At 66.6% G+C, this 26,981-nt stretch carries 28 protein-coding genes; 14 read left to right on the top strand and 14 right to left on the bottom strand.

Translation table 11 applies throughout. The features are described 5' to 3' along the window. Window positions 1-399: 399 nt before the first annotated feature. The 5 genes from JQ639_RS35505 (at window position 400) to JQ639_RS06910 (ending at window position 3,266) form a co-directional block, all read left to right on the top strand. Window positions 400-858 carry an ATP-binding cassette domain-containing protein gene (locus JQ639_RS35505; RefSeq protein WP_211966502.1) on the top strand — a complete coding sequence of 153 codons (459 nt, stop codon included), beginning with the start codon at window positions 400-402 and terminating at the stop codon, window positions 856-858. Between the two features lie 120 nt (window positions 859-978). Continuing rightward, window positions 979-1,128 (top strand): hypothetical protein, encoded by a 150-nt coding sequence (locus JQ639_RS06925; RefSeq protein ID WP_211965244.1) that lies wholly within the window; start codon window positions 979-981, stop codon window positions 1,126-1,128. A gap of 113 nt (window positions 1,129-1,241) precedes the next feature. Beyond that, window positions 1,242-2,255, top strand: a complete 1,014-nt coding sequence (locus tag JQ639_RS06920) for a LysR family transcriptional regulator (protein ID WP_211965241.1) — start codon at window positions 1,242-1,244, stop codon at window positions 2,253-2,255. Window positions 2,256-2,405: 150 nt separating this feature from the next. Continuing rightward, complete coding sequence (locus JQ639_RS06915; protein WP_211965239.1) at window positions 2,406-2,861, top strand: nuclear transport factor 2 family protein; 456 nt, start codon at window positions 2,406-2,408, stop codon at window positions 2,859-2,861. Between the two features lie 33 nt (window positions 2,862-2,894). Next, on the top strand, window positions 2,895-3,266 hold the full coding sequence (locus JQ639_RS06910; protein ID WP_249122995.1) for a hypothetical protein: 372 nt from the start codon (window positions 2,895-2,897) through the stop codon (window positions 3,264-3,266). Between the two features lie 85 nt (window positions 3,267-3,351). Here the strand turns inward: JQ639_RS06910 and JQ639_RS06905 are convergent, their stop codons facing one another. Next, window positions 3,352-4,278: a LysR substrate-binding domain-containing protein gene (locus JQ639_RS06905; RefSeq protein ID WP_211965230.1), complete on the bottom strand. Its 927-nt coding sequence runs from the start codon at window positions 4,276-4,278 to the stop codon at window positions 3,352-3,354. A gap of 135 nt (window positions 4,279-4,413) precedes the next feature. Between JQ639_RS06905 and JQ639_RS06900 the strand changes: the two genes are divergently transcribed. Continuing rightward, a complete protein-coding gene (locus JQ639_RS06900; RefSeq protein ID WP_211965228.1) occupies window positions 4,414-5,439 on the top strand; it encodes a histone deacetylase family protein in 1,026 nt (341 codons plus the stop codon). Here JQ639_RS06900 and JQ639_RS06895 read toward each other — a convergent pair. Then, complete coding sequence (locus JQ639_RS06895) at window positions 5,402-6,079, bottom strand: hypothetical protein (protein ID WP_211965226.1); 678 nt, start codon at window positions 6,077-6,079, stop codon at window positions 5,402-5,404. The two genes, JQ639_RS06900 and JQ639_RS06895, sit on opposite strands and share 38 nt — an antisense overlap. Before the next feature lie 6 nt (window positions 6,080-6,085). Here JQ639_RS06895 and JQ639_RS06890 point away from each other — a divergent pair, with 6 nt between their 5' ends. Next, window positions 6,086-6,865: an acyl-CoA thioesterase domain-containing protein gene (locus JQ639_RS06890; RefSeq protein ID WP_211965224.1), complete on the top strand. Its 780-nt coding sequence runs from the start codon at window positions 6,086-6,088 to the stop codon at window positions 6,863-6,865. Between the two features lie 16 nt (window positions 6,866-6,881). Here the strand turns inward: JQ639_RS06890 and JQ639_RS06885 are convergent, their stop codons facing one another. The 8 genes from JQ639_RS06885 to JQ639_RS06850 all read right to left on the bottom strand — a co-directional run bounded on the left by JQ639_RS06885 (window position 6,882) and on the right by JQ639_RS06850 (window position 14,548). Further along, window positions 6,882-7,637 (bottom strand): anti-sigma factor family protein, encoded by a 756-nt coding sequence (locus tag JQ639_RS06885; protein ID WP_211965222.1) that lies wholly within the window; start codon window positions 7,635-7,637, stop codon window positions 6,882-6,884. After that, complete coding sequence (locus JQ639_RS06880; RefSeq protein WP_211965220.1) at window positions 7,634-8,179, bottom strand: sigma-70 family RNA polymerase sigma factor; 546 nt, start codon at window positions 8,177-8,179, stop codon at window positions 7,634-7,636. Before JQ639_RS06880 ends, JQ639_RS06885 begins: the two co-directional genes overlap by 4 nt. Window positions 8,180-8,313: 134 nt before the next feature. Next, window positions 8,314-8,613, bottom strand: coding sequence for a cupredoxin domain-containing protein (locus JQ639_RS06875; RefSeq protein WP_211966501.1), 300 nt, complete (start codon window positions 8,611-8,613; stop codon window positions 8,314-8,316). A gap of 83 nt (window positions 8,614-8,696) precedes the next feature. After that, entirely contained in the window at window positions 8,697-9,647 is a 951-nt protein-coding gene (locus tag JQ639_RS06870) for a metallophosphoesterase family protein (RefSeq protein ID WP_211965218.1), read from the bottom strand. A gap of 348 nt (window positions 9,648-9,995) precedes the next feature. Next, window positions 9,996-11,243, bottom strand: coding sequence for an MFS transporter (locus JQ639_RS06865; protein WP_371745062.1), 1,248 nt, complete (start codon window positions 11,241-11,243; stop codon window positions 9,996-9,998). A gap of 883 nt (window positions 11,244-12,126) precedes the next feature. Continuing rightward, a complete protein-coding gene (locus JQ639_RS06860; RefSeq protein WP_211965209.1) occupies window positions 12,127-12,924 on the bottom strand; it encodes an IclR family transcriptional regulator domain-containing protein in 798 nt (265 codons plus the stop codon). A 59-nt stretch (window positions 12,925-12,983) separates the two neighbouring features. Next, the gene (locus JQ639_RS06855; protein WP_211965207.1) at window positions 12,984-14,228 is read right to left on the bottom strand and encodes an NAD(P)/FAD-dependent oxidoreductase; all 1,245 of its coding nucleotides are present in this window, start codon (window positions 14,226-14,228) and stop codon (window positions 12,984-12,986) included. Continuing rightward, a complete protein-coding gene (locus JQ639_RS06850; protein ID WP_211965205.1) occupies window positions 14,225-14,548 on the bottom strand; it encodes a 2Fe-2S iron-sulfur cluster-binding protein in 324 nt (107 codons plus the stop codon). Before JQ639_RS06850 ends, JQ639_RS06855 begins: the two co-directional genes overlap by 4 nt. 255 nt (window positions 14,549-14,803) lie before the next feature. On the opposite strand from JQ639_RS06850, the gene JQ639_RS06845 reads away from it, so the two are divergent. From JQ639_RS06845 to JQ639_RS06815, 7 genes are all read left to right on the top strand, one after another. After that, the gene (locus JQ639_RS06845) at window positions 14,804-16,165 is read left to right on the top strand and encodes an aromatic ring-hydroxylating dioxygenase subunit alpha (RefSeq protein ID WP_211965203.1); all 1,362 of its coding nucleotides are present in this window, start codon (window positions 14,804-14,806) and stop codon (window positions 16,163-16,165) included. 31 nt (window positions 16,166-16,196) lie between these two features. Beyond that, window positions 16,197-17,639: a glutamine synthetase family protein gene (locus JQ639_RS06840; RefSeq protein WP_211965201.1), complete on the top strand. Its 1,443-nt coding sequence runs from the start codon at window positions 16,197-16,199 to the stop codon at window positions 17,637-17,639. Between the two features lie 31 nt (window positions 17,640-17,670). Then, window positions 17,671-18,846: an ABC transporter substrate-binding protein gene (locus tag JQ639_RS06835; RefSeq protein ID WP_211965198.1), complete on the top strand. Its 1,176-nt coding sequence runs from the start codon at window positions 17,671-17,673 to the stop codon at window positions 18,844-18,846. 226 nt (window positions 18,847-19,072) lie between these two features. Then, on the top strand, window positions 19,073-19,939 hold the full coding sequence (locus tag JQ639_RS06830) for a branched-chain amino acid ABC transporter permease (protein ID WP_211965196.1): 867 nt from the start codon (window positions 19,073-19,075) through the stop codon (window positions 19,937-19,939). 22 nt (window positions 19,940-19,961) lie between these two features. Then, on the top strand, window positions 19,962-20,936 hold the full coding sequence (locus JQ639_RS06825; protein WP_249123071.1) for a branched-chain amino acid ABC transporter permease: 975 nt from the start codon (window positions 19,962-19,964) through the stop codon (window positions 20,934-20,936). After that, on the top strand, window positions 20,933-21,697 hold the full coding sequence (locus JQ639_RS06820; RefSeq protein WP_211965193.1) for an ABC transporter ATP-binding protein: 765 nt from the start codon (window positions 20,933-20,935) through the stop codon (window positions 21,695-21,697). The genes JQ639_RS06825 and JQ639_RS06820 overlap by 4 nt, the downstream gene beginning before the upstream one ends. Continuing rightward, the gene (locus tag JQ639_RS06815; RefSeq protein WP_211965191.1) at window positions 21,678-22,391 is read left to right on the top strand and encodes an ABC transporter ATP-binding protein; all 714 of its coding nucleotides are present in this window, start codon (window positions 21,678-21,680) and stop codon (window positions 22,389-22,391) included. The genes JQ639_RS06820 and JQ639_RS06815 overlap by 20 nt, the downstream gene beginning before the upstream one ends. A gap of 27 nt (window positions 22,392-22,418) precedes the next feature. Here the strand turns inward: JQ639_RS06815 and JQ639_RS06810 are convergent, their stop codons facing one another. The 4 genes from JQ639_RS06810 to JQ639_RS06795 are packed head-to-tail and all read right to left on the bottom strand — an operon-like array spanning window position 22,419 to window position 26,970. Next, the gene (locus tag JQ639_RS06810) at window positions 22,419-22,862 is read right to left on the bottom strand and encodes a PTS sugar transporter subunit IIA (protein WP_211965184.1); all 444 of its coding nucleotides are present in this window, start codon (window positions 22,860-22,862) and stop codon (window positions 22,419-22,421) included. Between the two features lie 29 nt (window positions 22,863-22,891). Then, window positions 22,892-23,581 (bottom strand): response regulator transcription factor, encoded by a 690-nt coding sequence (locus JQ639_RS06805; RefSeq protein WP_211965181.1) that lies wholly within the window; start codon window positions 23,579-23,581, stop codon window positions 22,892-22,894. Next, on the bottom strand, window positions 23,578-26,301 hold the full coding sequence (locus JQ639_RS06800; protein ID WP_211965160.1) for a DUF4118 domain-containing protein: 2,724 nt from the start codon (window positions 26,299-26,301) through the stop codon (window positions 23,578-23,580). The genes JQ639_RS06805 and JQ639_RS06800 overlap by 4 nt, the downstream gene beginning before the upstream one ends. 54 nt (window positions 26,302-26,355) lie before the next feature. Continuing rightward, the gene (locus JQ639_RS06795) at window positions 26,356-26,970 is read right to left on the bottom strand and encodes a K(+)-transporting ATPase subunit C (RefSeq protein WP_211965155.1); all 615 of its coding nucleotides are present in this window, start codon (window positions 26,968-26,970) and stop codon (window positions 26,356-26,358) included. Window positions 26,971-26,981 lie beyond the last annotated feature (11 nt).

Here is a 26,981-nt window from a genome sequence, read left to right as displayed (position 1 = left end):
GATGGCGCGCCTCTAACCGTAAGACGGCGTCCCTCAAAATGGGGAGCTCATATGTCAGAATTTCGCGGAAAAACCCGCGCCGTCTATCGGGTAGCTTGTTGATGGACGCGGGATTCTTTGCTGGAGTGTTGAATTGACACGCGCTTCACGAATTTTCTTTCTGTGCGCTACGATTTTGTGAAGCGCTGTTCAATCGGCGCGAGCGGAAACAGCTGAAGCGGACACTTTCGAGCTGCACTTCGGGTGTCGCCTCCATCCGTGCACTTCAATGCGCAAATCACCGGCGACCTTCGGATGGTTCTCGGGAGCAGCGCGAATTTCTTCGTTCCCGCCAGCGAAGCCTTCGCTATCCGCATGCTGAAGTTCATTCGTGATCGTATCGAGTTCAGCAAATAGTGGATCACTATTAGTGACGCAGCTCGGCCTGTAGGGCAGGGCGTTCAGGAAAAGGACCGCCGCGCCACGGCGGCGAAGTGGCTCGACGCCGTTGGCCTGTCCGGCTTCAAGGAGGCGCTGCCGCGCGAGCTGTTCGGCGGCATGCGCCAGCGCGTCAACATAGCGCGGGCGTTCGCGCCGAGCCCCGAGCTGGTGCTGCTCGATGAGGCCTTCAGCGCCCTCGACGACGTCACCGCGACGCGGCTACGGCAGGACTTCAAGACCCTGGCGCAGGCGCAGTCGACCACCTTCCTGATCGTCACCCACAGCATCGACGAGGCGATCTTCCTGTTGTTCGGCGCGCCGGCCCACCTGACGGCCGAGATCACCGTGCCGCCCCACGCCTTCGAGGACCGCGCGCTGTCCGACCAGATCAAGGACGAGGTGCGCACGCTGATCGCGGCGGGTGCCCGGGTGCATTGACGGTCTGGCGGTGCGGGGGCCAGAGGACGGCGGTGTCCCGGTGCGGGGAGTGGCATCCGGGAATCGTCACCCGGCCGCTTCGGCGCGCCGCCGCCTGCGGTCCCGCAGGTTTCCCTGCGAATGGTGCGCCTTTTCAATCGCCGGCGGGCGATGGCGATGCCGGCGCGGCCATCGCGTCAGCGCGCCGTGTGGCTGTTCTGGGGAGTGATCATCGCGGCGGTGCTGGTCCTCGATGTCATCCTCGTCGCGTTGCTCGTCGCCTCCGGCTGAGAGCCGTCCGGCCCGTGCGCGGATGCGCAGGTCCGTACCATCGCGCGCGATCGCCTTGTCGGCGGCATCTCGACGGCGCCCATGCCGATGTCGATCCCGATGATTGAGCGCCGTTGATCGCAGGGCTGCGCGAGGCTGCGCCCCGCGGGAAGGCGTGCGCCATCGCGCCGGCTGTCGCTTCAGTCCCCCAACATATGATACCGTTCCGGAATGTTGGCGGCAGGAGACTTTCCGTGAAGCTGAACGAAATCCGCACGTTTGTGGCAGTCGCGCAGACGGGATCGGTGCAGGCCGCTGCCCGGCAGCTCCATATGACTCAATCCGCGGTGTCGAGGCTGGTTCAGCGGCTGGAGCTCGAGCTCGGCGTGACATTGTTCGATCGGCAGACCAAGCCGTTGATCCTGACCCAAGACGGCCAGGCCGCTCTCCATCACGGTCGGCGGGTTCTCGATGCGGCGGAAGCATTTTTGGATGCTGTGTCGCCGGCCGCGCCGCCGACGGGGGTCCTGCGCATCGGCACTGCCCACGCGCTCGCTGAAATCGTGGCGGAGCGGCCTCTCGACCAACTGCGGTCCGGCTTCCCGGATGTCACGCTCCAGATCTCCATCGACTGGACCGCGCCGCTGCTGGAGCGGCTGCATGCCGGCAGTCTCGATGCCGCACTCATCACGCTGCTGACGGACGGCCCGCCCAGGACCGAGCTGCCGGCGCGCTGCCTCGGTCGCGAGAATGTACGGGTTATCGGCGGCGGCGCCCATGCATCGACACGCTGGCGTTCGCTGCGCGCGCTGAACGAGGTGGGGTGGGTGATCCAGCCGGAGAGTTGCGGCTACCGCGTGGCGCTGACGCAGGCGCTCGAACGCGCAGGCGCTGGGCCGCCGCGGGTGATCGTCGAGGCGTTCGGCAAGAACCTGCAGCTGTCCGTGGTGGCGCGCGGCGCGGGCTTTGGCCTGCTGCCGGCAAGCCAGGTGAAGAAGATCCCGGCCCGGCAGAAGATCAAGGCCTTCAACGTTCCTGATCTCCAGCTCACGGTCTCGACCTGGTTCATTCGCCGGCGCCAGCTCGGGCGCCTGGCGCGGCCGCTGGACGTGATGGAGCAGACGCTTTCGAACGCGCTGTACGAGTGACCATTTCGGAATATTGATGATGTCTATTATGAATTTGTAGACGAACCGTTTCCCGGCGTATGGAGGGAGCACCCGCAGCGCTGCGATCCCCACCGCATCAGGGGGGCGCGAGCCGCCATTTCGCTGCCGGGATCGACCAGGGAGTTTTCGATGACCGCCATTACCCGCGAACCGACGCCACTGTCCCGGCAGGGCAACGAGGCCGCCGCCACGGCAGCGCATCCCTGTGCTGCGGCCCTGACCCAGGCGGTGCAGACGTACTTCGACCTCATGTACGACTGCGATACCTCGCGCTTCGATCAGGTCTTCCGGTCCACGGCTCAGTTGCACGGCTTTCGGGACGGGCAGATGGTGGTGTGGCCCGCCGCGATCTACCGGGACATTCTCGACAAGCGCCAGTCCGCGAAGTCAGTGAATGCGCCGCGCGCGGACGACATTCTGCTGATGGACTTTGCGTCGGCCACCCTGGCGTTCGTGAAGGTACGCCTCAGGATGAACACGATGACCTACGTGGACTATCTGACCTGGCACTGCATCGACGGCCAGTGGCTGATCACGTCGAAGGGATATCATCTCGAATCCGATGGCGCTGCCGCTGTGGCATAGAGTGCGAGTGCGAATGGCGGCCGGAATGGCCCCTTGGGCCATCCCGGCGTCGCCGATATCTCTGCGATGCGGTTGCGGCTGGCCGTCACGACTGGCGCCGAGTTCCGGCACTTTCGATATTGTCAGCCCACGCGCCTGGCGCGCGAGATCGCCCTGTACCTGACGGCGACCGGCGCCGCGACCGGCAACGAACTGATGGAGTCGCAGATTTCAGCGGTGGCGTTGCTGCTGGATGTGATGTCGCCCGACGAAACCAAACAACCGGGAATGCGGATCCACGAACTGCTCGCAAGGCAGGACACGTCCGAGATGGATCGTTTCACCATCTGCCGGATGTGCGACGACAAGGCGTGCAGAAACTGTTCGCTGCCGATGACCAAGAGCACAGCCGTCGCTCGCCCCTGATGCGGCGCGTGAAGTGATTGCGACAGGCAGGGCGATCATCCGTGTCCGTCTCGTGGCGCGGGCCGCTCGCTCTGCGGCATCGGTCTCATTGCGGTCCGCGCGCGGCGTCGGTGATCCAGCGCCGCAACGCATTGATGCGGCGGTCGCGGGCTTGTTCGGGGCGGGACACCAGGTAGAAGCGGCCGCTCTCGGGCGTGGCGATGTCGAAGGGGGCCATGAGCCGGCTGCCGAAGCCGTCGCGGCGGCGGATCAGCGGCGCCATCGCCAGAGCGACGCCGAGGCCGCGTTCGGCGGCGTCGAGGATCGCGGGCATGCTGTCGAGCCAGAGATGGCCACGCGGCGACAGATCGCCGAGGCCGACGTCCGCGAGCCAGGTCTGCCATTCCTGCGGTCGGGTGATCAGATGCAGCAGCACTTCGCCTGTGAGATCGGCGGGGGTGCGCAAGCCGGCGGCGACGGCCGGCGCGCACACCGGCAGGCCGCTGACGCCGATCAGGGGCTCGAGCCGCAAGCCGCTGGCGTAGGCGCGGCCATAGCGCACGGCGACATCGACATGGGAGCCGTCGAAGTCGGCATACTGGTGGGTCGCCTCGATGCGCAGCGTCAACTCGGGATGGCGGCGCGCGAACGCCGGCAGGGCCGGCATCAGCACGGTGCTGGTAAAGAACGGCAGCGAGCTCACCCAGAGTTCGTTGCCGCCGGCGGGCTTGCTCTGCGCCAGTTCGCGGCCGGCATCGGCCAGCGTCGCGAGCGCCGCCGAGACCTGCGCGAGGTAGCGTTCGCCGGCCGGCGTCAGACGGATCGCGCGCGGCTCGCGCACGAACAGCTTTGTGCCGAAGCGCTCCTCGAGACCGCGGATCTGGTGGCTGATCGCCGACGGACTGAGGGCAAGATCGCGGGCGGCGAGACGAAAGCTCAGCCGTGCCGCGGCGCGTTCGAACGCCTGCAGCGCCGGCAGCGGCGGAATGTCCCGCAGCGGCGGCTCCGGCACGAGGGGCGGCTTCCTGGTCATTGCGGGCGGCGTCCGGCTCACGGAGGATCGATCGATGCCCATTTTACCGGCGTGGTGCAGCGACGCAATCGTGCGCGGCTGACGCAGTGCTGCCCATTGCGCTATAGAGAAACGACCAGCCGAAGGAGTCCACGCGTGAAAGCCGTCTATTCCGAGCAGCATCGCCGCCACGATCCGCAGTTCTTTCTGGTGCGCGGCGTCGTCACCCGCACCACCGAGCAGCCGGAGCGCGCCGATCGCCTGCTGGCCGGGTTGAAGGCTGGCCGTCATACGCTGGTGCCGCCGACGACATTCGGTGAGGGCCCGCGGGCGCAAATCCATAGCGCGGAATATCTTCGCTTTCTGGCCGAAGCCTGGGACGCCTGGGTGGCGCTCGGCGATGCCGGCCCGGAGATGATCGCCAACATTCACCCCGTCCGCCATGGCGCGACGTATCCGACGCATATCGTCGGCCGCCTCGGCTGGCACACCGCCGATACCGCGTGCCCGATCGGACCCGGAACCTGGGCCGGTGCCTGTGCGTCGAGCGATGTCGCGACCACGGCGGCGCAAATGGTGCTCGACGGCGAGGACGCCACGTACGCGCTGTGCCGCCCGCCGGGCCATCACGCGTTTCGCGACGTCGCCGGCGGCTTCTGTTTCCTCAACAACAGCGCCATCGCCGCGGCCCATCTGCGGCAGCGCCATGCGCGGGTCGCGATCCTCGACGTCGACGTCCATCACGGCAACGGCACGCAGGGGATCTTCTACGAACGCCCCGACGTGCTCACCGTATCGATCCACGCCGATCCCGCCTTCTTCTATCCGTTCGTGTGGGGGCATGCGCACGAGCGCGGCGCGGGCGCCGGCCTCGGCGCCAACCACAACATCCCGTTGCCGCGCGGCACCGGCGACGACGACTACCTCGTGGCGTTCGCCGAAGCGGAGAAGACCATCCGCGCCTTCGCGCCGGGCGCGCTGGTGGTCGCGCTCGGCCTCGACGCCTCGGTGCAAGATCCGCTTGCGGGCCTTGCGGTCACCACAGACGGCTTCCACCGCATCGGCGCCGCCATCGCCCGTCTCGGCCTGCCGACCGTGCTGGTGCAGGAGGGCGGCTATCTCTCCGATGCTCTCGGCCCGAACCTCACCGCGACGCTCGCGGGCTTCGAAGCCGCGCGGTAAAGGCGTCGCTGGCATTGCCATTCCGGGGCGTCGCGCAGCGACGAACCCGGAATCTCGATCGCTCCTCCTGCCGAATCATCGCGATTCCGGATCGCCGCTGTGCGGCGTCCGGAATGACCACGCGGATGAGGCCGGGGTCGGCGACGACCTTGCGTGTGCCAGAGTATTTCCGCTCACGCAGCGTCATCACCGGGCCGACGCGAAGCGTCGTGATCTGGTGATCCAGCTTCACTGGATATGCGTCGCATCGTGAGGAGCTGGATTGCCGGGTCAAGCCCGGCAATGACGGAGCGGGTGTGGTGGGCGCGTCATGACGTGGAAGGTATTGCGACGTTGCCGTTCTTCTCCGCGTCATCACCGGGCCGACGCGAAGCGTCGTGACGCGGTGATCCAGCTTCACTGGATATGCGTCGCATCGTGAGGAGCTGGATTGCCGGGTCAAGCCCGGCAATAACAGAGTGCGAGTGGTTGGTGCCTCATCCTGCGAGGGCAACGCATCGTTGCCAGCCATCGTGGCTGCATCGATCCTTGCGCTGCTCTTCATCGATGAAATCCATTCACCCGGGGTGACGAGATCTCTTTTGTCGGCGGCGAACGGATCGGCCAGTGTCGGCGCGATCCCGCAACGTTTCCGGAACACCGACCCATGCCGATCTTCACGCCGCTCGATGAACCCAACCACTGGCTGCCGGGGCCGCTCGCGGCAGGTCCCTTCACCGGGCTGCAAGGTGGTGCGGTGGCCGGGCTGCTGACGGCCGAGGTCGAGGCGCTCGCGGTGGAACGGCAATGGGGCACGGCGGTCGGCATGACGGCGCATTTCCTGCGGCCGACGCCGCTCGCGCCGCTGCGCACGCAGGCCCATGTCGTGACCGCTGGCGGCCGTGTCAGTGTGATCGACAACACGCTGTGGGCGATCGGCCGCGACGATCCCTGCGCCGTGGTGCGGGTGACGCTGGCGCGCGAGCGCGCCGTCGCGGTGCCCGGCTTCGCGCCGCCGCCGGTGACCGCGATCGATCCCGCGCGCTACCCCGAGCGCTATGTTTCCGCGGCCCATGACGGCCCGTGGTTCTGGCAGGCGATGGAAGCGCGCCACGGCAACGACGTCTTCTGGTTCCGCCTCAAGGACGACGTGATCGCCGGTGCAGGCGTGCTCGCGCGGGTGCTCGGCCCGGCGGACTGGTGTCATGGTATCGGCCGGCCGCTGCACAACGTCGCGCTCGATCCGAATCCGAACCTCAGTGTCCACCTGCTCCGTCCGCCAGTCGGCGAATGGATCGGCGTGCGCCCGCAGGCGTGGTGGCAGCCACAGGCCGGCATCGGTGCCGGGCAGGGGACGATCCACGACACCGACGGGGTGATCGGAGCCGTGGCGATGTCGGTGGTGCTGTTGCCTTGGCCGGCGCCTGTGGCGGCGCCGGTGTCGTGATGCCGGCCTGCCGCGCTCAGCGCAGCGTGGTCGCACCGGCGGCGAACGCCTGCTTGAACGCCAGCAGATCCTCGTGCGGCAGGTCCGAGACCGCGACATAGGTGAAGGTCGGATCGCTCCAGCTCAGCACATTGTAGCCGGCGACGCTGTCGCCGGGAACGCTGCGGCCCGCCGGCAGCGCGGTCAGGCTGACGACATGGGCGGCATGGCGATAGACGATGGTGGCGACCGGCGTGCGGCCGAGCACGTCGACCCGCCCGCCCGCGAGCACGAAGCCCTGCGCGCTGAGGTCGACCACCAGCGGCGATTCCGGGATGCGGGTGGTGAACCACGGCTTCACGGTGTGGCGGTCGGAAGACGCGACATCGAACGGCTGCGGCGCCAGCAGGGCGCGAATATGACCGGAGACGAGCTGGCGGGCGACGTCGTCGCGTGCGGCGTATTGATTGAGAGACATGGTCGCAGCGCCGGTGAGGACGGCGCCGGCGACGGCGGACGCGGCGAGCGCACGCCATGACCAGCTGCGCGCCGCCGGCTTTCTGTCCGCGGACGCAAGCCTGCTCTCGATGCCGGCGAGCAGGCTGGGCGGAGGCGTGTCCTGCGGCAGCGAACGCAGCACGCCGCGCAGCGCCATGATGCGGTCGCGCCGCGCACGCAGCGACGCATCTGTGGCGAGGCGCCGCTCGACGTCGGCCGCCGACGCCGGATCGAGCTCGCCGTCGCAGTAGGCCTGCAACTGCAGCTCCTCGTGATCGCGGTCGTCGTCGGTCATGGTGCGTTGTCTCTCAGTTCGTCCATCAGTTGCTTGCGGGCCCGTGACAGGCGCGACATCACTGTGCCGATCGGAATGCCCGTCACCTCGGCGATGTCGCGGTAGTTCAACTGGTGCAGCTCGCGCAGCACGATGATCTCGCGATACGGCGCCGGCAGCCTGTCGAGCGCACGCTGCACTTCGCCGGCCTCGGCCTTGTGCAGCACGACATCCTCCGGAGTGTCGTTGTGCGCAGTGTAAGGGCCTTCCTGTTCGAGCTGCTGCCGTTCCGGCTCGCTCAGGTCCTCGGTGAACACGACATGGCGCGACTTGTTCTTCAGCAGCCAGCTGTAGGCGGTGTTGCGCACGATGGTCAGCGACCACGCCCGCGCGTTCACCGCGCCAAAGCCGCGAATGCCGCGGAACGCGCGCAGCGCCGCATCCTGCACCACGTCTTCCGCGTCGGCGGCACTGCTGGTCAGCCAGCGCGCCAGCCGGTAGGCTTCCGCCAGATGGGGCAGAAAAACCTCATCGAAAAGCTCACGGTCACTCTTGTCCGTCAAGACGGTATCCGCAGGCGTTGGGGAACGATCCGAAGCGCGCGCGGACCTTAACACGATTTCTGACCGTCGGCACGGCGGCTGGAGGCCCACCGTGCCGACGGCTTCGGGACGTTGCCGGGGGGCCGTCCCGACGTTCACGGCTTGACCACGACCTTTCCGACCATGTGCGGATGCAGTCCGCAGAAATAATCGAAAGTGCCAGGGGTCGTGAACGTGAACGCGAAGGATTCGTCGGTGTCGAGCGCCTTCGAGCGGAAAGCCTTGCCGCCCGCCACCACCGAATGCGGGATGTCGTCGTGGTTCAGCCAGGTAACCGTGGTGCCGACGGCAACATCAATTTCCTGAGGTCCGAACGTGAAGTTGTCGATGGTGACGTTGGCCGGCGCCGCGCTGTGGGCGCGCGGCACCGCGACCAGCGAGAGGGCCAGCGCCATGCCGACGACCGGGCCCGACAGCGTGGCGAGGAGGAGGCGGTGGCCGGCAAGCCGGGCAAGGAGGGTACGCATCGTCATCTCCATCAGCCCGCCAGCGTCCTGTCGACGAAGGCAAGCGGCTTGTCGCCCTGCGCGACGGTGACGCTCGACAGCCCCAGCATCGAGCGCAGCCGTTCTGCGGGCACCACCATCGGGCCGGGCGACGGCGCCGTGCCCGGCGCGGGCTGCGGGAACGCGGTCGACATTGCGGTGTGGAAGGTCATGCTGCCTTCCACCTTCTGCGCCAGCTGGTGAATGTGACCGTTGAGGATGGTCACCGAGCCGAAGCGCTTGAGCATGGTCAGCGCGCGGGTGCCGTCCGAGGTGCCCCAGCCCCACTGCTCGTAGATCACCTGCAGCGGAATGTGGGCGAACACCACGATCGGGGTGCTGTTCGAGCGGTCCTTGAGGTCGGCCTCGAGCCACGCAAGCTGCTCTTCGCCGAGATTGCCGAGGCCGCCGCCCTTGAGGTCGACGACGTTGACGAGGCCGATGAAGTGCACGCCATGGTCGTCGAAGGAGTACCAGCCGGCGCCCTTGCTGCCCTTGCCGTAGCGGTCGAGGTAGGCCTTGCCGCGATCCTCGTCGATGATGTCGTGTTCGCCCGGCACATAGTGGATCTGCACGCCGGTCTCGCCGAACACCTTGTCGGCATTGTCGAACTCGGCCGGCTTCGACAGGTGGGTGATGTCGCCGGTGTGGATGATGAAGGACGGCTTGGTCTGCATCGCCTTCACCTTCGCCACTGCCTCGCGCAACGTGGCCAGCGCGTCGGGATTGGCGGCCTTGTCGAAGCCGATGTGGCTGTCGCTCATCTGCAGGAAGGTGAAGCCCTTCACTGGTTCGGCCGCGCGGGCCTCGCCGATCAGGCCGATCGAGCGCGGCACGCCGCCGCTCAGGGTCCACAGCACGCCGGTGCCGGCCCAGACCATGCATTCGAGGGCATGGCGGCGGTCGATGGGGTGTTCAGGGTCGATAAGCGGTGTCTTGGCCATGACGGTCTCCTTGCGGGCAGGCATCGGGCGCTGCTCGGAAAGGGAGACTCGGGGGCAGAGCGGGTTATTCCCGGATTTGTCTCGCGGGGGCGAAAAAGTCGTCGGGTGCCCCCCGGGGCGGGGGATTTCACAACTTCGTGTCCGGGGGGCGTTCGTGCTGGACCCTCATGGTGAGGAGGCGCGCAGGCGCCGTCGTACCATGAGACCACGGCGTATCCGTTTTCTCTGCGTCATCACCGGGCCGGCGCGTAGCGCCGAGACCCGGTGATCCAGCTTCAGGGGTTACGTTGTGGGCGAAACAAGCTGAATGGCCGGATCAAGTCCGGCCATGACGCAGCGCCGCCTCACTCACCGCAGCGCCGGCACCACCAGGAACGGCAGCATGCCGAGGATCACGGCGACGAGGGCGAAGGCGAGCAGCGCGTCGTAGCTGCCGGTGAAGTCATGAATCAGGCCGCCGCACCACGAGCCCATGGCGGAGCCGAGGCCACTGCCGATCGAGATGGTGCCGTAGATGGTGCCGACGCGCCGGCCACGAAAAATCTTCATCGCGGTTGCGGTGATCAGCGGGCCGCGCGAGCCGATCATGCTGCCGAAACAGATGACGAAGCCGGTGAGCAGGGCGTAGCTCGGATAGCTCTTGAGCAGCCACAGCATGGCGATGCCGACGATCGACAGGGCGTAGCTGAACAGCACCGAGCGGCGGCGGCCGATGACACCGTCGAGCCAGGTGATCGACAGCATGCCGAATAGCAGCACTACGCCGGAAAAGCCCCAGGCGGTGGCCGCGGTCAGCGGCGGAAAGCCGGCGTCGATGAGATAGGCGACGACCTGCGCCGAAATCGCGAACATGCCGATAGCGGTAAAGAAGAATGTGGCGAACAGCGCCCAGAATGCGTGGTGGCGCATCGCGTTCGGCAGCGTCCAGTGATCGTCGTCATGGGCTGTGTTTGCGGCCGGCCGCACCACTTCGGGAGAGCCGACGGCCAGCCGTCGCCACGGCAGCAGCAGCAGCGGCACCAGCAGGACCAGCATGGCGATGCCATAGGCGCGGTAGGCGCCGCGCCAGCCGATGTGATCGATCAGCAGTTGCGACAGCGGCAGCATCACCAGCACGCCCGCACCGGTGGCGGAATAGACCACCGACATCGCCGTCGGCAGGCCCTTGCCGAACCAGCGGCCGAGCAGGATCGAGTTCGGCACGTTGCCGATGCTGGCGATGCCGAGACCGACGCACAGGCCGAGGCTGAGCTGGAACTGCCAGAGACGCTCGGCATAGGCGGCAACGAGGAACGCGCCACCGAGCGCGACGAGGCCGAGCGCGTAGGTCGCGCGCGGGCCGGAGCGGTCGAACAGCCGGCCGACGAACGGGGCGACGAGGCCGCCGGTCAACGCGGCCAGCGAGTAGATCGAGATCACCTGGCCGCGGTCCCAGCCGAAGCTGTCGGAGATCGGCAGCAGGAAGACGGTGAAGCTTTCGCCGAGCCCGCGCCCGACCACCGAGAGCACGAAGCACAGCGCCAGCACCGCGAGCGCGATCATGACGGTGCGGCTGAGCCCGCTGACGGGCGGCATGGTGGTGGCGTGATGGTCCATGACGCTCATGGAGCCTGATCCGCTTGCGAAACACACGCGCGCTTTGCGAATGCCCCCATGCGGGCGCAACGGTGCGGTGCGGGAGAGACACGAGCGGGCGCAGCCCGGTCCATGCGGGAGTCTTGGGCGCTGCCGTCTCTCTCTGCTTCATCACCGGGCCGACGCGCCAGCGCCGAGACCTGGTGCTCCAGCTTGCAGAACGTGTTGTCCGGGCGAAGGAAGCTGGATGCGCGGGTCAAGCCCGCGCATGACGCTGGGGTGGAATGGCGGCGCACCTATGACGATCGCTTCACAGGTGAGGCTCCATCTTCTCGGTCATCACCGGGCCGGCGCGTCAGCGCCGAGCCCCGGTGATCCAGCTTGCAGAACGTGTTGTCCGGCCAAGGAAGCTGGATGCGCGGGTCAAGCCCGCGCATGACGCTGGGGTGGAATGGCGGCGCGCCTATGACGCCGCTTCACAGGTGGGGCTCCATCTTCAGCGTCATCACCGGGCCAATGCGTCGGCGCCGAGACCTGGTGATCCAGCTTGCAGAACGTGTTGCCCGGGCCAAGGAAGCTGGATGCGCGGGTCAAGCCCACGCATGACGCTGGGGTGGAATGGCGGCGCACCTATGACGACCGCTTCACAGGTGAGGCTCCATCTTCTGCGTCATCACCGGGCCGGCGCGTCAGCGCCGAGACCCGGTGATCCAGCTTGCGGCGGCCTATGCGACTGGAAGGACGATGGATACACGGATCACCTTGGCCGTGGCGATCCTTCGTGGGCACATCGTGTTCGCGCACGCATGATGCGGAAGGGGAGCATGTGCGCGGTCGCTGCGCCGTAGCCCCCCCGATGAGCGCAGCGATATCCGGAAGGCCAGACGCCCAAGCTGCTCCGCGCTCAGAACAGCAGCGGCTGGGCTGCGGCCGCGGCGCTCTTCAGCGGCGGCAGGAAGCGGTCGATCATCTCGCCGGTCGAGATGCGGTCGACATGGGCACCGACATTGATCGCGGCCACGATCAGGCCGTCGTAGCGGTGCACCGGCACGGCGATGGAGCGGAAGCCATCCTCGGCCTCCTGGTCGACCAGCGAATAGCCCTTGCTGCGGTCGGTGATGATGGTGGCGAGCAGCACGTCCTTGTCGACGACGGTGAACGGCGTCTGCGCCTTCAGCGGCATGCGCGCGATGGCGGCGGCGAGTTCCTCGTTGCTGAACCGTCCCAGCAGGGCCCGGCCGACCGACGTGCAGAACGACGGCAACCGATAGCCGATGTCGATGCCGGCGGAGAACACGCGCGCCGGGCTGGCGCGTGCAATGAAGATCGCCTCGTCGCCGTCGAGGATCGCGAGCGAGCACACTTCCTTGGTTTCGGACGCGACGCGGTCGATCATCGGCTGCATCACCGCGACCGTCTGGCTCGAGGACAGGTAGGCCGACGCCAGCGCGAGCACCTTCGGGGTCAGCGAGAACAGCTTGCCGTCGCCGGCGACGAAGCCGCCGCGTTCGAGGGTGATCAGCACACGGCGGGCCGTGGCGCGCGGGAGATTGGCGGCCTTGGCGATGTCGCTCAGGGTCATCGGCCGATGGTCGGCGCCGAACAGCTGCAGCACGCGCAGGCCACGGTCGAGGCTCTCGATGAACTCGGGGCCTTCGCGCCGTGCGTCCTCTTCCGCGGCTGTCCGCTTCACTCTGGGCATTGCTCGCCTGTCCGTGCCGGGGCGGAGATTCGCCTCCCCGTTGGACGGGAGCATATTTTTCATGGCCGTGCACGCTCTGCGGCCGGTCCCGCCAGCAGCGCCTTGAGGTCGAAGGCGGGATCGGCGACCTGGGTTGGCGTCGGAGAGACCGCGGCCGCGAGCAGGCGGCGGGCGAGCAGTTGCTCGCCGGGACGGTTGATGCTGTCGACCGCGACGAGACGGGGGCCGCGATAGGCGAACACCGAGAACGCGCCATCGGCAGGCCGGCCGCGAATCACTTGGAGATCCGCGCCTTCGGACAGGCCGACGATCTGCAGCTTGGCGTCGTACTGGTCGGACCAGAACCGGGGCACGCTCATATAGGGCGCGGGCCGGCCGGCGATCGCTGCGCCCACCGTCTTGCCCTGGTCCTGGGCGTGCTGCACCGATTCGAGCCGGATGCGCCGGCCGATGAAGGCGTTGTGGTGGTCGCTGCAGTCGCCGGCGGCGAAGATATCGGGATCGGCGGTGCGGCCGTGGTCGTCGACGATGATGCCGTTGCCGCAGGGCAGGCCTGCCATGGCCGCGAGTTCGGCGTTCGGCACCCCGCCGACGCCGACCAGCACGCGGTCGCCTTCGAGGCGGGCGCCGCTGGTGCAGATCACCGTGAGCGAGCCGCTCGCCGAACGCTCGATGGCTGTCACGCTGTCGTCGAGACGGATGTCGACACCATGGCTGCGATGGAGATCGAGCAGCGCCTGCGACACCGCCGGCGACACCGCACGGCCAAGCAACCGCGGCGCCGTCTCGATGACGGCGACCGTCTTGCCGAGTTTGCTTGCGGAGGCTGCGACCTCGAGGCCGATAAAGCCGCCGCCGATGACGACGAGGCGCGACAGGGCGCCGAGCTCGGCCTTGAGATGATGCGCGTCCGCGAGCGTCCGCAGGGTGAGCACGCCGGGCAGGTTGGCGCCGGGCACGTCGAGCCGCCGCGCCCGCGAGCCTGTGGCGATGACGAGCTTGTCGAAGGGCATACGGTCGCTATTGGCGAGCCCGACCGTGCGGGCCTCGCGGTCGATCGCGGCGACGGCGACCCCGAGCACGAGATCGATGCCGCGGTCGCGGAAGAACTTGTCGTCGCGCAGCACCAGGCTGTCCTCGGATGCGGTGCCGAGCAGGAACGCCTTCGACAGCGGCGGCCGCTGATAGGGCAGCGCGGTCTCGTCGGCGACGATGCGGATCGGCGCGCTGTAGCCTTCGTCGCGCGCGGTGAGGGCGGCCTGCACGCCGGCATAGGACGCGCCGATGATGACAAGGCCGCTCACAGCTGGCGCTCCGGCACATGCACCGTGAGTGTCACGTCGCCCGCCGGCGCGATCACCTGGCAGCCGAGCCGGCTGGTTGGCCGCCGTTCGGCGGCGACGGCCGCGAGCAGGGCTTCTTCCTGGTCGCTCGGCGGCGGCAGCGCCGCCATGGTCGGTTCATCGAGATAGACATGGCACGTCGCGCAGTCGAGACAGCCGCCGCATTCAGCCTCGATGCCGCGCACGCCATTGCGGATCGCCGCCAGCATCACGCTGGTCCCGGCAGGGACGTCGATGATTTCGGCCGCGCCAGACGGCTGCACGTAGCGGATCTGCGGCATCTGCCTCTCCGGTCAAGTTCGATGATCGAACGTATGTTCATTCTAAGAACAGATCAAGCTGGCGTATTAGGGTGAGTCTTCGCCGCGAAAACGACCGCGTCGCACAATGTTTGTGCGGATAGCGCTGATCTTTTGAGCGGTTCTAAGGGGCTTGCGTTCTCAAGCCGAGTAGCTATTATCGGACAAAAGTTCGTTAGACGAACATCGTGTTTTCTCAGAGCGCGGTCGATCGAGGCCGTACGGGAGGCGCCAGCCATGATGAGCCAGGAACAGAACGATCTGATCACCCGCGTGGGTCCGAAGGACCCTGCCGGCAAGCTGATGCGGATGTACTGGCAGCCCGCGGCGCTGGTCGACGAATTGCAGGGCGAGCGTCCGATCAAGGCCGTGCGGCTTCTCGGCGAGAACTTCGTGCTCTTTCGCGACGAGGCCGGCCGCTACGGCATGATGGATCGCGACTGTCCGCACCGCGGTGCGGACCTTGCGTTTGGTCGTCTCGAGGGTGGTGGACTGCGCTGCGCCTTCCATGGCTGGCTGTTCGACGTCGATGGCAACTGCCTGGAGACCCCGGCCGAGCCGGCCGACTCACCGCTGTGCAAGAACATCAAGCAGCGCGCCTATCCGGTGGTCGAGAAGAGCGGCATCCTCTGGGCCTATCTCGGTGAGGGCGAGCCGCCGGCGTTCGCGGAGCTCGACTGCTTTGTCGCCCCCGACGCCTACACCTTCGCGTTCAAGGGCCTGATGGAATGCAACTGGCTGCAGGCGCTCGAGGTCGGCATCGACCCGGCGCATGCCTCGTTCCTGCATCGCTTCTTCGAGGATGAGGACACCGCTGCGTCCTATGGCAAGCAATTTCGCGGTGCGTCCGCCGACAGCGACCTGCCGATGACGCGTATCCTGCGCGAGTACGATCGCCCGATCATCAACGTCGAGCGCACCGAATACGGCCTGCGTCTCGTCGCGCTGCGTGAAATCGACGCGGAGCGCACCCATGTGCGCGTCACCAACCAGCTGTTCCCGCACGGCTTTGTCATTCCGATGAGCACGGAGATGACGATCACCCAGTGGCACGTGCCGGTCGACGACACCCACTGTTATTGGTATGCGATCTTCACCAGCTACACCAAGCCGGTGGACAAGCAGAAGATGCGCGATCAAAGGCTGGAGCTGTACGAGCTGCCGGACTACATCTCGCGGCGGAACAAGACCAACGACTACGGTTTCGATCCGCACGAGCAGGAGACGTCGACCTACACTGGCATGGGGCTGGATATCAACGTGCACGACCAGTGGGCCGTCGAATCGATGGGGCCGATCCAGGATCGCACCCGCGAGCACCTCGGCCAGTCGGACAAGGCGATCATCCAGTATCGCCGCCTGCTGCGGCAGGAGATCGAGAAGGCGGTGGCCGGCGGCAAGCCGCTGCTGCATCTCGATGCGCCGCATGCCCGCAGCATCCAGGGCCCGGCGACCATGGACGGTATCGGCCCGACCCGCGGCTGGGAGACCTACTGGATGGAAGTCGACGTCAAGCGGCGGCGCGGTGCGCCATGGACCGCGCCGGTGCCGACCGACATCGCGGACAAGGTGCCGCATCTGATCACGGCCGCAGAATAGTCCGGGTCAGGCGATGTCAGGGAGGAAACCGTTGAGCTTCGTCGCACGGCACGACCTGTGGTCCGATGAGCAGAAGGAAGCCGCGATCCGCATGCGCCGGATCGCCGAGGAGCACAAGCTCGACAGTATCCGTCTGTCGTTTCCCGACCAGCACGGCCTGCTGCGCGGCAAAACGCTGATCGCGAGCGAGGCGCTGTCCTCGCTCGAAGGCGGCTGCTCGATCACCACCACGATGCTGGCGAAGGATACCTCGCACCGCACGGTGTTCCCGGTGTTCACCGCCGGTGGCGGTTTCGGCATGCAGGAGATGCAGGGCGCGGCCGACGTGCTGATGGTCGCCGATCCCTCGACATTCCGTGTACTGCCATGGGCGCCGACCACCGGCTGGGTGCTGTGCGATCTGTATTTCGCCGACGGCCGGCCCGTGCCGTTCGCGACGCGCGGGCTCTATCGCAAGGTGCTCGATCGCCTGACGCAGCGCGGCTACGATTTCATGGCCGGCCTCGAGGTCGAATTCCATGTCTTCAAGATTGAGGATCCGCGCCTGTCGCCGCGCGATGCCGGTTCGCCGGGCTTTCCGGGTGAGCCGCCGGCGGTCAGCCTGCTGTCGCAGGGCTACCAGTATCTCACCGAGCAGCGCTACGACCAGATCGAGCCGGTGCTTGAGCTGATCCGTCGCGATATCATCGCGCTCGGTCTGCCGCTGCGCTCGATGGAGGTCGAGTACGGCCCGAGCCAGTGCGAGTTCGTGTTCCAGCCGACCGTCGGCCTCGCGCCCGCGGACATCATGGTGCTGTTCCGCAGTGCCGTGAAACAGATCTGCCGCCGTCACGGCTATCACGCCACCTTCATGTGTCGGCCGCGCATCCCCAACGTGATGTCGTCGGGCTGGCATCTGCATCAGTCGCTGGTGTCGCGTGCGAGCGGCGATAATGCCTTCATGCCGACGGAGAACGGTCCGCTGTCGCCGCTCGGCAACGCCTACATGGCCGGCCTGCTCGAGCACGCGCGGGCATCCGCCGTGTTCTCGACGCCGACCATCAACGGCTACAAGCGCTATCGCTCCTATTCGCTGGCCCCTGACCGGGCCATCTGGGGCCGTGACAATCGTGGCGTCATGATCCGCGTGCTCGGCGGCCCGAACGATCCGGCGACGCGGCTCGAGAACCGTATCGGCGAGCCGGCGGCCAACCCCTACCTGTATATGGCGTCGCAGATTCTCGCCGGCCTCGACGGCGTCGATCGCTCGCTCGATCCCGGCCCGTCGGCTGATACGCCCTACGAGACCAAGGCAAGCCTGCTACCCAAGTCGTTGCGCGAGGCGGTGTTCGCCTTGCAGGAAGATCCGTTCTTCCGCGAGGCGATGGGGGCGGACTTCGTCGATTACTACGTCTATATCAAGAACGCGGAAATCGAGCGCTTCCAGGCCGAAGTCACCGAATGGGAGCAGCGCGAATATTTCGAGATGTTCTGAGGCTAACGTCGTCTAGAGGGGACTGAACGCAATGAAGAAGACCGCAAGACTGGGCTCCATCCTGGCCATCCTCGGCCTCACCACGACGGCCGCATCGGCTGATGTCATCAAGGTCGGCGTGATCGGTACGATGTCCGGTCCCTATGCGCTGTTCGGCCAGAACTTCAAGATGGGCATCGACGCCTGGGTCGCCCAGAACGGCAACAAGGTCGGCGAGCACCAAATCGAGTTCGTCTACCGCGATGAGGAATCGCCCAATCCGGCGAAGTCCAAGGCGCTGGCCCAGGAACTGCTGGTCAAAGAGAAGGTGCAGTATCTCGCCGGCCTCTACTTCACGCCGGACGCGCTCGCAGTGGCGCCGCTGCTGGAGGAGGCCAAGGTGCCGCTGGTGGTGATGAACGCCGCCACCTCGATGATCGTCGAAAAGAGCCCTTACATCGTTCGCACCTCGTTCACCATGTGGCAGAACACGGTGCCGGCGGCCAAGGTCGCCAAGAAGAACGGCTCCAAGAAGGTGGCCATCGCGGTCAGCGACTATGGCCCGGGCATCGATGCGGAGACCGCGTTCCGCAAGACCTTCGAAGGTGAGGGCGGCGCGGTGGCCGAAGCGATCCGCATGCCGCTGAACACCACGGACTTCGGTCCGATCATGCAGCGGATCAAGGATTCCGGCGCCGACACCATCTTCACCTTCCTGCCGGCGGGGCCGCCGACCCTCGGCTTCGTCAAGGCGTACATCGATAACGGCCTCAAGGCATCGGGCGTCAAGCTGATGTCGACCGGCGATGTCGTCACCGAGCCGGATCTGCCGAACATCGGTGATAACGGCATCGGCATCCTGTCGAGCTATCACTATGCGGTGTCGCATCCGTCGGCGGAGAACAAGGCGTTTCTCGACCAGCTCGTCAAAGGTGGCGGCAAGCTCGATGAAGTGACCATGACCTCAGTCGCCGCATATGACGGCGCCCGCCTGATCTACAAGATGATCGAGGCCACCGGTGGCCAGCGTGATCCGGAGAAGGCGATCGCAGCCGTCAAGGGCATGAGCTGGGTCAGCCCCCGCGGCCCGGTGTCGATCGATCCGGCCACCCGCCACATCCGCCAGAACGTCTATCTGCGCGAAGTGACCAAGGAAGGCGGCAAGCTGATCAACAAGGAAATCGAGACCTTCAAGGACCAGCCCGACTGGGCGATGAGCTCGAACTAAGACGATGGCACGGGAGCTGCATGGCGCCGGGCCGTGCAGCTTCCGCTCCTCGCCCTCGACATCTGTCCCAACCTTGCGAGACCTTCGACGATGACCTCCAGCCCGGCGCCTGTTCATCCGGCGATCGGCCCGCGTGGCCGTTTCGCCGAAGGCTGCTGTCGGGCGGTGGCCTTTGTCGTCTATAACGGCGGGGACGCGGAGCCCGCCGGCACGACAGGATGACCCCTTGCGCACGATACTGAGCATCGGCCTCGACGCCGTTTCCTACGGCATGGTGCTGTTCACGATCTCGATCGGTCTGTCGATCATGATGGGCCTGATGCGGGTGGTGAACCTTGCCCATGGCGCGTTTGCGATGATCGGGGGCTATCTGGCATCCTATGCATTGCGCACCCTCGGCGTGAACTATGCCGTCGCGATCGTGATCGCGGTCGTCGGCACCATCCTGATCTCGATCCCGTTCGAGGTGCTGCTCTATCGCCGCATCTATCGCAAGTCCGACGCGCTAAGCCAGTTGCTGCTGACCATCGGCATCACCTTCATCATCATCGGCGTCGCCAATTTCGTGCTGGGCCCGACGTCCAAGGCCATTCCGCTGCCGTCGCTGCTGAGCGGCCCGATGGATATCGGCTTCCGGATGATTCCGACGCATCGTGTCTTCGTCATCGCTTGTGGCGGTCTGACGGCGCTGGCGTTGTGGCTGCTGCTGGAGCGCACAGACTTCGGCGTGCGGTTGCGGGCGGCGGTCGACAATGGCGACATGGCCGAGGCGCTCGGCATCCGCACCGAAGTAATCTACGCGGCGACCTTCGCGCTGGCCGTCGGTCTCGGCGCGTTCGGCGGCGTCGTGGGGGCGGAGCTGCTGCCGATCGAGCCGTTTTATGCGCTGCGCTACATGGTGACGTTCCTGGTGGTGGTCTCCGTCGGCGGTGCCGGCTCGATCGTCGGGGCGCTATCGGCGTCGCTGCTGCTCGGGCTCGCCGACACCACCGGCAAGTATCTCGCGCCCGAATTCGGCGAATTCTTCTTCTATCTGGCGGTGATCGTGATCGTGTTCCTGTTCCCGCATGGCCTGTTCGGACGGGCGCACTGAGATGCGGACGCCCTCCGACCAGATGTCGCTCGCGACGCGCTCTTTCCCGGTCGAACTCGCCGGCCTTGGCGTCGTGGCCGTGCTCGGTTTGATCGGCTATCTGCTGTTCCCCGATGATCTGGCCTTCCTGACCCGGCTGATCAGCCTCACCTTGCTGGTGCTGTCGCTGGATCTCGTCACCGGCTATTGCGGTGTCGCGACCCTCGGTCAGGCAGCGCTGTTCGGGGTCAGTGCCTACGTCGTCGGCAACGCCTGCCTCGCCGGCATCACCAATCCGATCGTGCTGCTCGTCATCGGCCTCGTGTCCGGCACCTTTACCGGTCTGGTGTCGGGCGCGCTGATCACGCGCTTTCGCGGCCTGCCGCAGCTCGTACTGTCGATCGCCTTCGGCCAGCTCATTGCCGCGCTGTGCAACAAGCTTTCCGCATGGACTGGCGGCAGTGATGGCCTGTCGGGAATCTCGCCCGCGCCAGTGCTCGGCTTGTTCTCGTTCGATATGTATAGCCGCACCGCCTATGTGTTCTCTGTCGTCGTGCTCGCGGTGGTGCTGACGGTGCTGCTGCGGTTCGTGCGTTCACCATTCGGCCTGCTGTGCCGCGGTATCCGTGACGACGATTTGCGGGCCCGGGCGCTCGGGGTCTCGGTCTATCCGCGTCTCGTCGCGATGTACGGCGTGTCCGGAGCCGTCGCCGGCATCGGCGGCGCGCTGATGGCCATCACCACCGGCGTGGTCGGCCTGGACAGCGTCGGTTTTGAGCGTTCGGCCGAGACGTTGGTGATGCTGGTGCTCGGCGGCGCCGGACATCTGTGGGGCGCGCTGGTCGGTGCGGTGATCTTCCAGATCTTCGAGCACATCGTCTCTGCGACCAATCCGTTCCACTGGATGACGCTGGTCGGGCTGCTGCTGGTGCTGATCGTGGTGTTCGCGCCGAAGGGGCTGGTGCACGGCGTCGCCGTCGCCTGGTCGAGGCTGCGCAGCCGGGGAGAGCAGGCGTGAGCGATCTTCTCGAACTCCATCAGGTGGCGCGCTCGTTCGGCGGGCTGCATGTCAATCGCGACGTGTCGTTCACGCTCCGCAGCGGCGACCGCGTCGCGCTGATCGGTCCCAACGGGGCCGGCAAGACCACGCTGGTCAACGTGATGTCCGGCGAGCTGGCGCCATCTGGCGGTCGTGTCGTGTTCTGTGGTGAGGACGTCAGCAAGCTGCCGATGGCGCAGCGCGTGCGGCGCGGGTTGGTCAGGACGTTCCAGATCACGCGGCTGTTCGTCACGCTGACAGCGGCGGACAACGTCATGCTGGCGATCATGCAGCGCCGCGGCATGACACGCCGCGTGTTCTCCGTGGCGGCGCATGCCCGTGACGTGCGGGACGAATGCCAGGGCCTGCTCGATATGCTCGGCATCGGCGCGCTCGCTGATCTGCCGGTGGCACAGCTCGCCTACGGGCAGCAGCGTCTGCTGGAACTGGCGATCGGTCTCGCCCTCAATCCCAGGGTCCTGTTGCTGGACGAGCCGGCGGCCGGCGTGCCGCATGACGAGGCGCCGCGCATCCTCGAGGCGATCGATCGCATGCCCGCCGACATTGCCGTGCTGATGATCGAGCACGACATGGACCTCGTGTTCCGTTTCGCCAAGCGCGTGCTGGTGCTCGCCGGCGGGCGACTGATTTTCGAAGGCACGCCGGAAGCGGTCGCAAGCGATGACGGCGTGCGCCGTGCCTATCTCGGGAGCTATGCCCATGACCGCCGCACGGCTTGAGGTCGCGCATCTCAGCGCGGGCTACGGCCCGACGCAGATCGTCTCCGATCTTTCGTTCTCGATCGATGCGGGCCATCGCCTCGCCATCCTCGGGCGCAACGGCGTCGGCAAGACCACGCTGCTGGCAACCCTGATGGGGCTGACCACCCGTCACCACGGCCAGATCCGCGTTGATGGTCAAGATCTCGCCGATCGTCGTGCGTCGGCGCGGGCGCGCTCCGGCATCGGTTACGTGCCACAGACCCGCGATATCTTCCGCTCGCTCTCGGTCGAGGAAAATCTCGTCGCCGGCCTCAAGGGCCGACCACGCACGGCACTTGCCGAAGCCTATGAGATGTTTCCCCGGCTCGGCGAACGGCGCCGTCATCTTGGTCAGCAACTTTCGGGCGGCGAGCAGCAAATGCTGTCGATGGCCCGCACGCTGCTCGGCCAACCGTCGATCCTGCTGCTGGACGAACCCCTGGAGGGCCTTGCGCCGGTGATCTGCGACGAGCTGATGGCGATGATCGCGCGACTGGCGGCCTCCGGCGACATGACAGTGGTGCTGGTCGAGCAGCAGATCGAGCGGGCGCTCGATTTCGCCGACACGGTCATCGTCATCGAACGCGGCCGCGCGGCGTGGACGGGTGCGGCGAAGGAACTGCAGGACGACCGCGTCCTGGTCGAGCGTCTGCTCGGTGTCGGCATCCACTGACGCCGGCGGCGTGTTGCGCCGGCCCGGTCATCCCGTCGTGATGGCGTAGAGATCCGCCGCGGCCTTGGCACCACGCATCTTCGTCAGAACATCGGCAGCCTTGAGCCTGCGCGCGACCAGCGCAAGCGGGACAAGCTGCTCTTTCTCGGCCGAAGCCGGCAGCAGCAGCAGAAAGACGAGGTCGACCGCCTGGCGGTCGATGGCGTCGAACTCGATCGGCTGCTTGAGGCGGGCCAGGACACCGAACGGGTGCGTCACCGCACCGAGCCGGGTGTGGGGAATGGCGACGCCGCCGCCAACCCCCGTCGAGCCCAGTTCCTCGCGCTTGAGCAGCTCACTGAGAATGGTGTCCGCGGACAGCTGAACGCCGTCTGCGGCCTTCCTCGACAGGTCCTGCAGCAGCTGGCGCTTGTTGGTCGCGCGCACGCCGACCAGCGTGTCGTCCGGCGCGAGAAAATCGGAAATCTTCATGATACAGCGATCCGCTCGAGGCTGCTGAGCTAGTCCGGTGCCCGCAGCCGGTAGCCGATACCGGCTTCGGTCAGGATGTACTGCGGTTGTTCCGCGTCGCCCTCGATCTTCTGACGCAACTGCCGGATGTAGACACGCAGGTATTGCGCATCGGTGAGGTCGTCCCACAGCTCGCCGAGCAGGAAGCGGTGAGTCAGGACCTTGCCGGCATGCTGCACCAGGATGCGCAGCAGGTCGTATTCCTTCGGCGACAGCTTCACCTCGCGGTCGCCGACCTTGACGATGCGCCGGACGAGATCGACCGACAGGTCGCCGGCGCGAAAGATCGGCCGCTCGCCCTGGACCTGGAGCTGGTGGCGCAGCGCGGCGCGGATGCGCGCCAGCAGTTCGTCCATGCCGAACGGCTTGGTGACATAATCGTCGGCGCCGAGATCGAGCGCTTGCACCTTGCCGGCCTCGTCGCCGCGGCTCGAAAGCACGACGACGGGAATGCTGTCGTTGCGCGCACGGATCATGCGCAGCAGCTCATGGCCTTGGATGTCGGGCAGGCCGAGGTCGAGGATGACGAGGTCCGGCGATTTGCCCAGCAGCTCCAGTGCGGTCTTGCCGTTGGGCGCATCCAGAATCTCGTAGCCCTGTGTGCTCAGACCCATGCGCAGCAGTTTGCGGATCGGCGGCTCGTCGTCGACGACGAGGATCTTGATCGGAGCGGCACTCATGCGGCGGTATCCAATGCTCGGCTAGTCTTGGGGATCGGCAGGCGAATGGTCAGCACCGCGCCGTGTCGGTCGGTGCGGTTCGCCGCGGTGATCGTCCCATGCATCGCTTCGACGAAGCCGCGCGAAATGGCAAGGCCAAGACCGGTGCCGGCACGGACGTGGTCGCCCTTCTGGGCGCGGTAGAACTTGTCGAAGATTCTGGGCAGATCGTCGGCGGGAATGCCGTCGCCCTGGTCGAGAATCTGCAGGCAGACGCTGTCCATCTCGCGCCAGCTCCGCAGCTCGATGGTGCTGTCGGAGGGGGCATATTTGGCCGCGTTGTCGAGCAGGTTGAAGAGTACCTGCTCGAACAGAACGGCGTCGAGTTCGAGCATCGGCAGGTCGTGTTGCAACGACAGCTCGACGCGATGCTGGGTCAGAATCTTGCTCGCCCGGCGCAGCGCGCTGCCGACGATGTCGCCGAGATCGTGCAGGGCGAAGTTCGGCGTCACGGCTCCCGACTCCAGCTTGGTCATGTCGAGGAGGTTGGCGATGAAGCGGTTGAGACGCTCGGATTCGTCGATGATGGTGGCGAGCAGATCCGCCTTCTCGGCGTCACCGAGCTTTGCGGAGAAGTCACGCAGCGCGCTCGCCGATCCCAGCACGGACGCGAGCGGCGTCTTGAGGTCGTGCGAAATCGACGTCAACAGCGCCGAGCGCAGACGGTCGGTTTCAACCGTGCGCTTGACGCGGTCGATGTCCTCGACGAGATGCACGCGCTCGATCGCGAGCGCGGCCTGATCCATCAGTGCATCGAGCAGGCGGCGCTGGTCGGGCGTGAGGATCGGGCCGGTGCGGTCGTCGTCGATGCCGACGACACCGATCGGGCCGCGACCGGTCCGGATCGGCAGGAACAGCCGTTTGGCGCCCGGCAGTGTGTCGGAACCGCGTCCGGCAGGGCGGTCATGGTTCCAGGTCCAGTTGGCGGCGGCGAGATCGGCCTGGTCAAGTTCGTCTTCGGGCGGATAGCCGGTGCGGACGGTGAGCAGGCCGTTCTCCGGCAGCAGCAGCACGACGCGAACCTTCAGCATCAGCGCGGTCTGGTATGCGGTCGCCCACAGCACGTCGTCGAGCGCGGCGGTTCCGGCGAGCTTGCGGCTGAACGAATAGAGGTATTCGGTCGTGCGCGCACGATCGGTCGCGGCATCGGCCTGACTGCGTACGCGGGCGGCGACGTTCGAGACCAGCACCGCGATCAGCATGAAGAAGAAGAATGCGACGACGTTGGTCGGATCGGTGATCGTGAAGGTGTAAACCGGTGGCAGAAAGAAGAAATTGTAGCACAGCGAGGCGACGAGGCTGGCTGCGAGCGACGGCAGCAGGCCATAGCGCACGGCGGTTGCGACCACGGCGGTGAGGAACACGAGGTCGATGTTCTCGATGCCCATCAGCGGCTGGATCAGCAGGCCGATGCCGAGTGCGATCGTGACCATGACAAGGGCCATGGCGTACGGCCACGGCTTGAACGGCTCCGAACGGTCGGCGGTGCGGACACCGGGGGCAGGAGTGGCATCGGCGTCGAGCTTGTCGCCGGCGATGACATGCACGCTGATGTTGCCGGCGCTGCGCACCAGTTCGTGCACCACCGAGCCGCGCATCAGCTCGAACCACCACGACCGGCTGGCCTTGCCGACGACGATCTGTGTGACGTTATTGGCACGGGCGAAGCTCAGCACGTCGTCGGCGATGCGCCGGCTGACGGACGGGATGGTGAGGGCTTCGCCGCCGAGCGTTTCGGCAAGGCGCATCAGGTCGGCGAGGCGGTCGCGCTCGGCTTGGGAAAGCTGCAGCGTTCGGCGCGTCTCGATGCAGATCGCGGTCCATGGCGCGTGCAGGCGATCAGCGAGGCGCTTGGTGTAGCGGATCAGTCCCGCGGAGCGTGGATCCTCGCTCAGGCAGACCAGGATACGTTCGCCCGCGGCCCACGGGCCGGGGATGGCGTTGGCCTGCATATGGGTGAGGAGCTGCTCGTCGACACGTTCGGCGGTGCGGCGCAGCGCCAGCTCGCGCAAGGCGGTGAGGTTGCCCGGAGAGAAATAGTGTTCGAGGGCGCGCTCGGCTTGCCGGGGAACGTAGACCTTGCCTTCCTTCAGGCGCTGGATCAGGTCGTCGGGCGTGAGGTCGATCAGCTCGACCGCGTCGGCGAGATCGAACACCGAGTCGGGGACCGTCTCGCGCACCCGCACGCGGGTGATCTGGGCGATGACGTCGTTGAGACTCTCGATGTGCTGGATGTTGACGGCGGAATAGACGTCGATGCCGTTGGCGAGCAGTTCCTCGACATCGAGATAGCGCTTCGGGTGCCGGCTGCCCGGCGCGTTGGTATGGGCGAGTTCGTCGACAATGGCGAGCTGCGGGTGACGGGCGAGCAGGCCATCGAGATCAAACTCCTCCAGCACCTGTCCGCGGTACTCGATCTGGCGGCGGGGCAGTACCTCCAGGCCGTCCAGCAGCGCCTGGGTCTCCAGACGGCCATGGGTCTCGACGATGCCGACGACGACGTCGGTGCCGGCGCGGATGCGGGCATGAGCGCTCTGCAGCATCTCGTAGGTCTTGCCCACCCCTGGGGCCGCGCCGAGGAAGATCTTCAGGCGGCCACGGTGCTGGTCTTCTCGCCGGGCGGCCTCGAGAAGGGCGTCCGGCGATGGTCGTTGATCAGAATCGCGGGTGCTGATGGCCATCAGGCACTCTGGTCCTCAAGCGCCCTGAGCAGGGCGGTCTTCACGCGGAGCGGCTCAGTGCGACTCGCCCGCCGCGGCACGGTCGAGCGCCAGGTTCAGCGCCAGCACGTTCACCCGCGGCTCGCCGAGCAGGCCGGCGAGACGGCCCTCGATTCGGTCGGTGACAAGTTTGCGCACCGCATCCTCCGGCATTTTGCGGGCTTTCGCAACACGAGGCACCTGGAAGTAGGCCGCGTCCGGAGAGATGTTCGGATCGAGGCCGCTGGCCGACGTGGTGACGAGGTCCGCAGGCACCGGCGAGGACGCATTCTCCGCCTTGAGCTTGTCGACGTCTTCCTTGACGCGATCGATCAGCGCCTTGCTGGTCGGACCGAGGTTGGAGCCGCCGGAGTTGGCGGCATTATAGGGCGCGGACACGGTCTTGCTCGCATCGGCCGGGTCGGGCGCGGTGGTGGCCGACGGACGGCCATGGAAGTACCGCTCGCCCTTGAACTCCTGGCCGATCAGGGCCGAGCCGACGACCTTGCCGTCGCGCTCGATCAGGCTGCCCTGCGCCTGGGAGGGGAAGATGGTCCCGGCGATTCCGGTGACGACCAGGGGATAGGCGAGGCCGGTGATCGCCGTCAGCAGGACGACGATCACGATAGCCGGACGGATCTCTTTCAACATGATGGTTCTCC

Origin of the sequence: Bradyrhizobium sp. U87765 SZCCT0048, assembly GCF_018131225.1 — a bacterium.
Lineage (GTDB): Bacteria > Pseudomonadota > Alphaproteobacteria > Rhizobiales > Xanthobacteraceae > Bradyrhizobium_A.
Note: the sequence above shows the minus strand (reverse complement) of the source record. Positions and strands in the feature narration are given on the sequence as shown.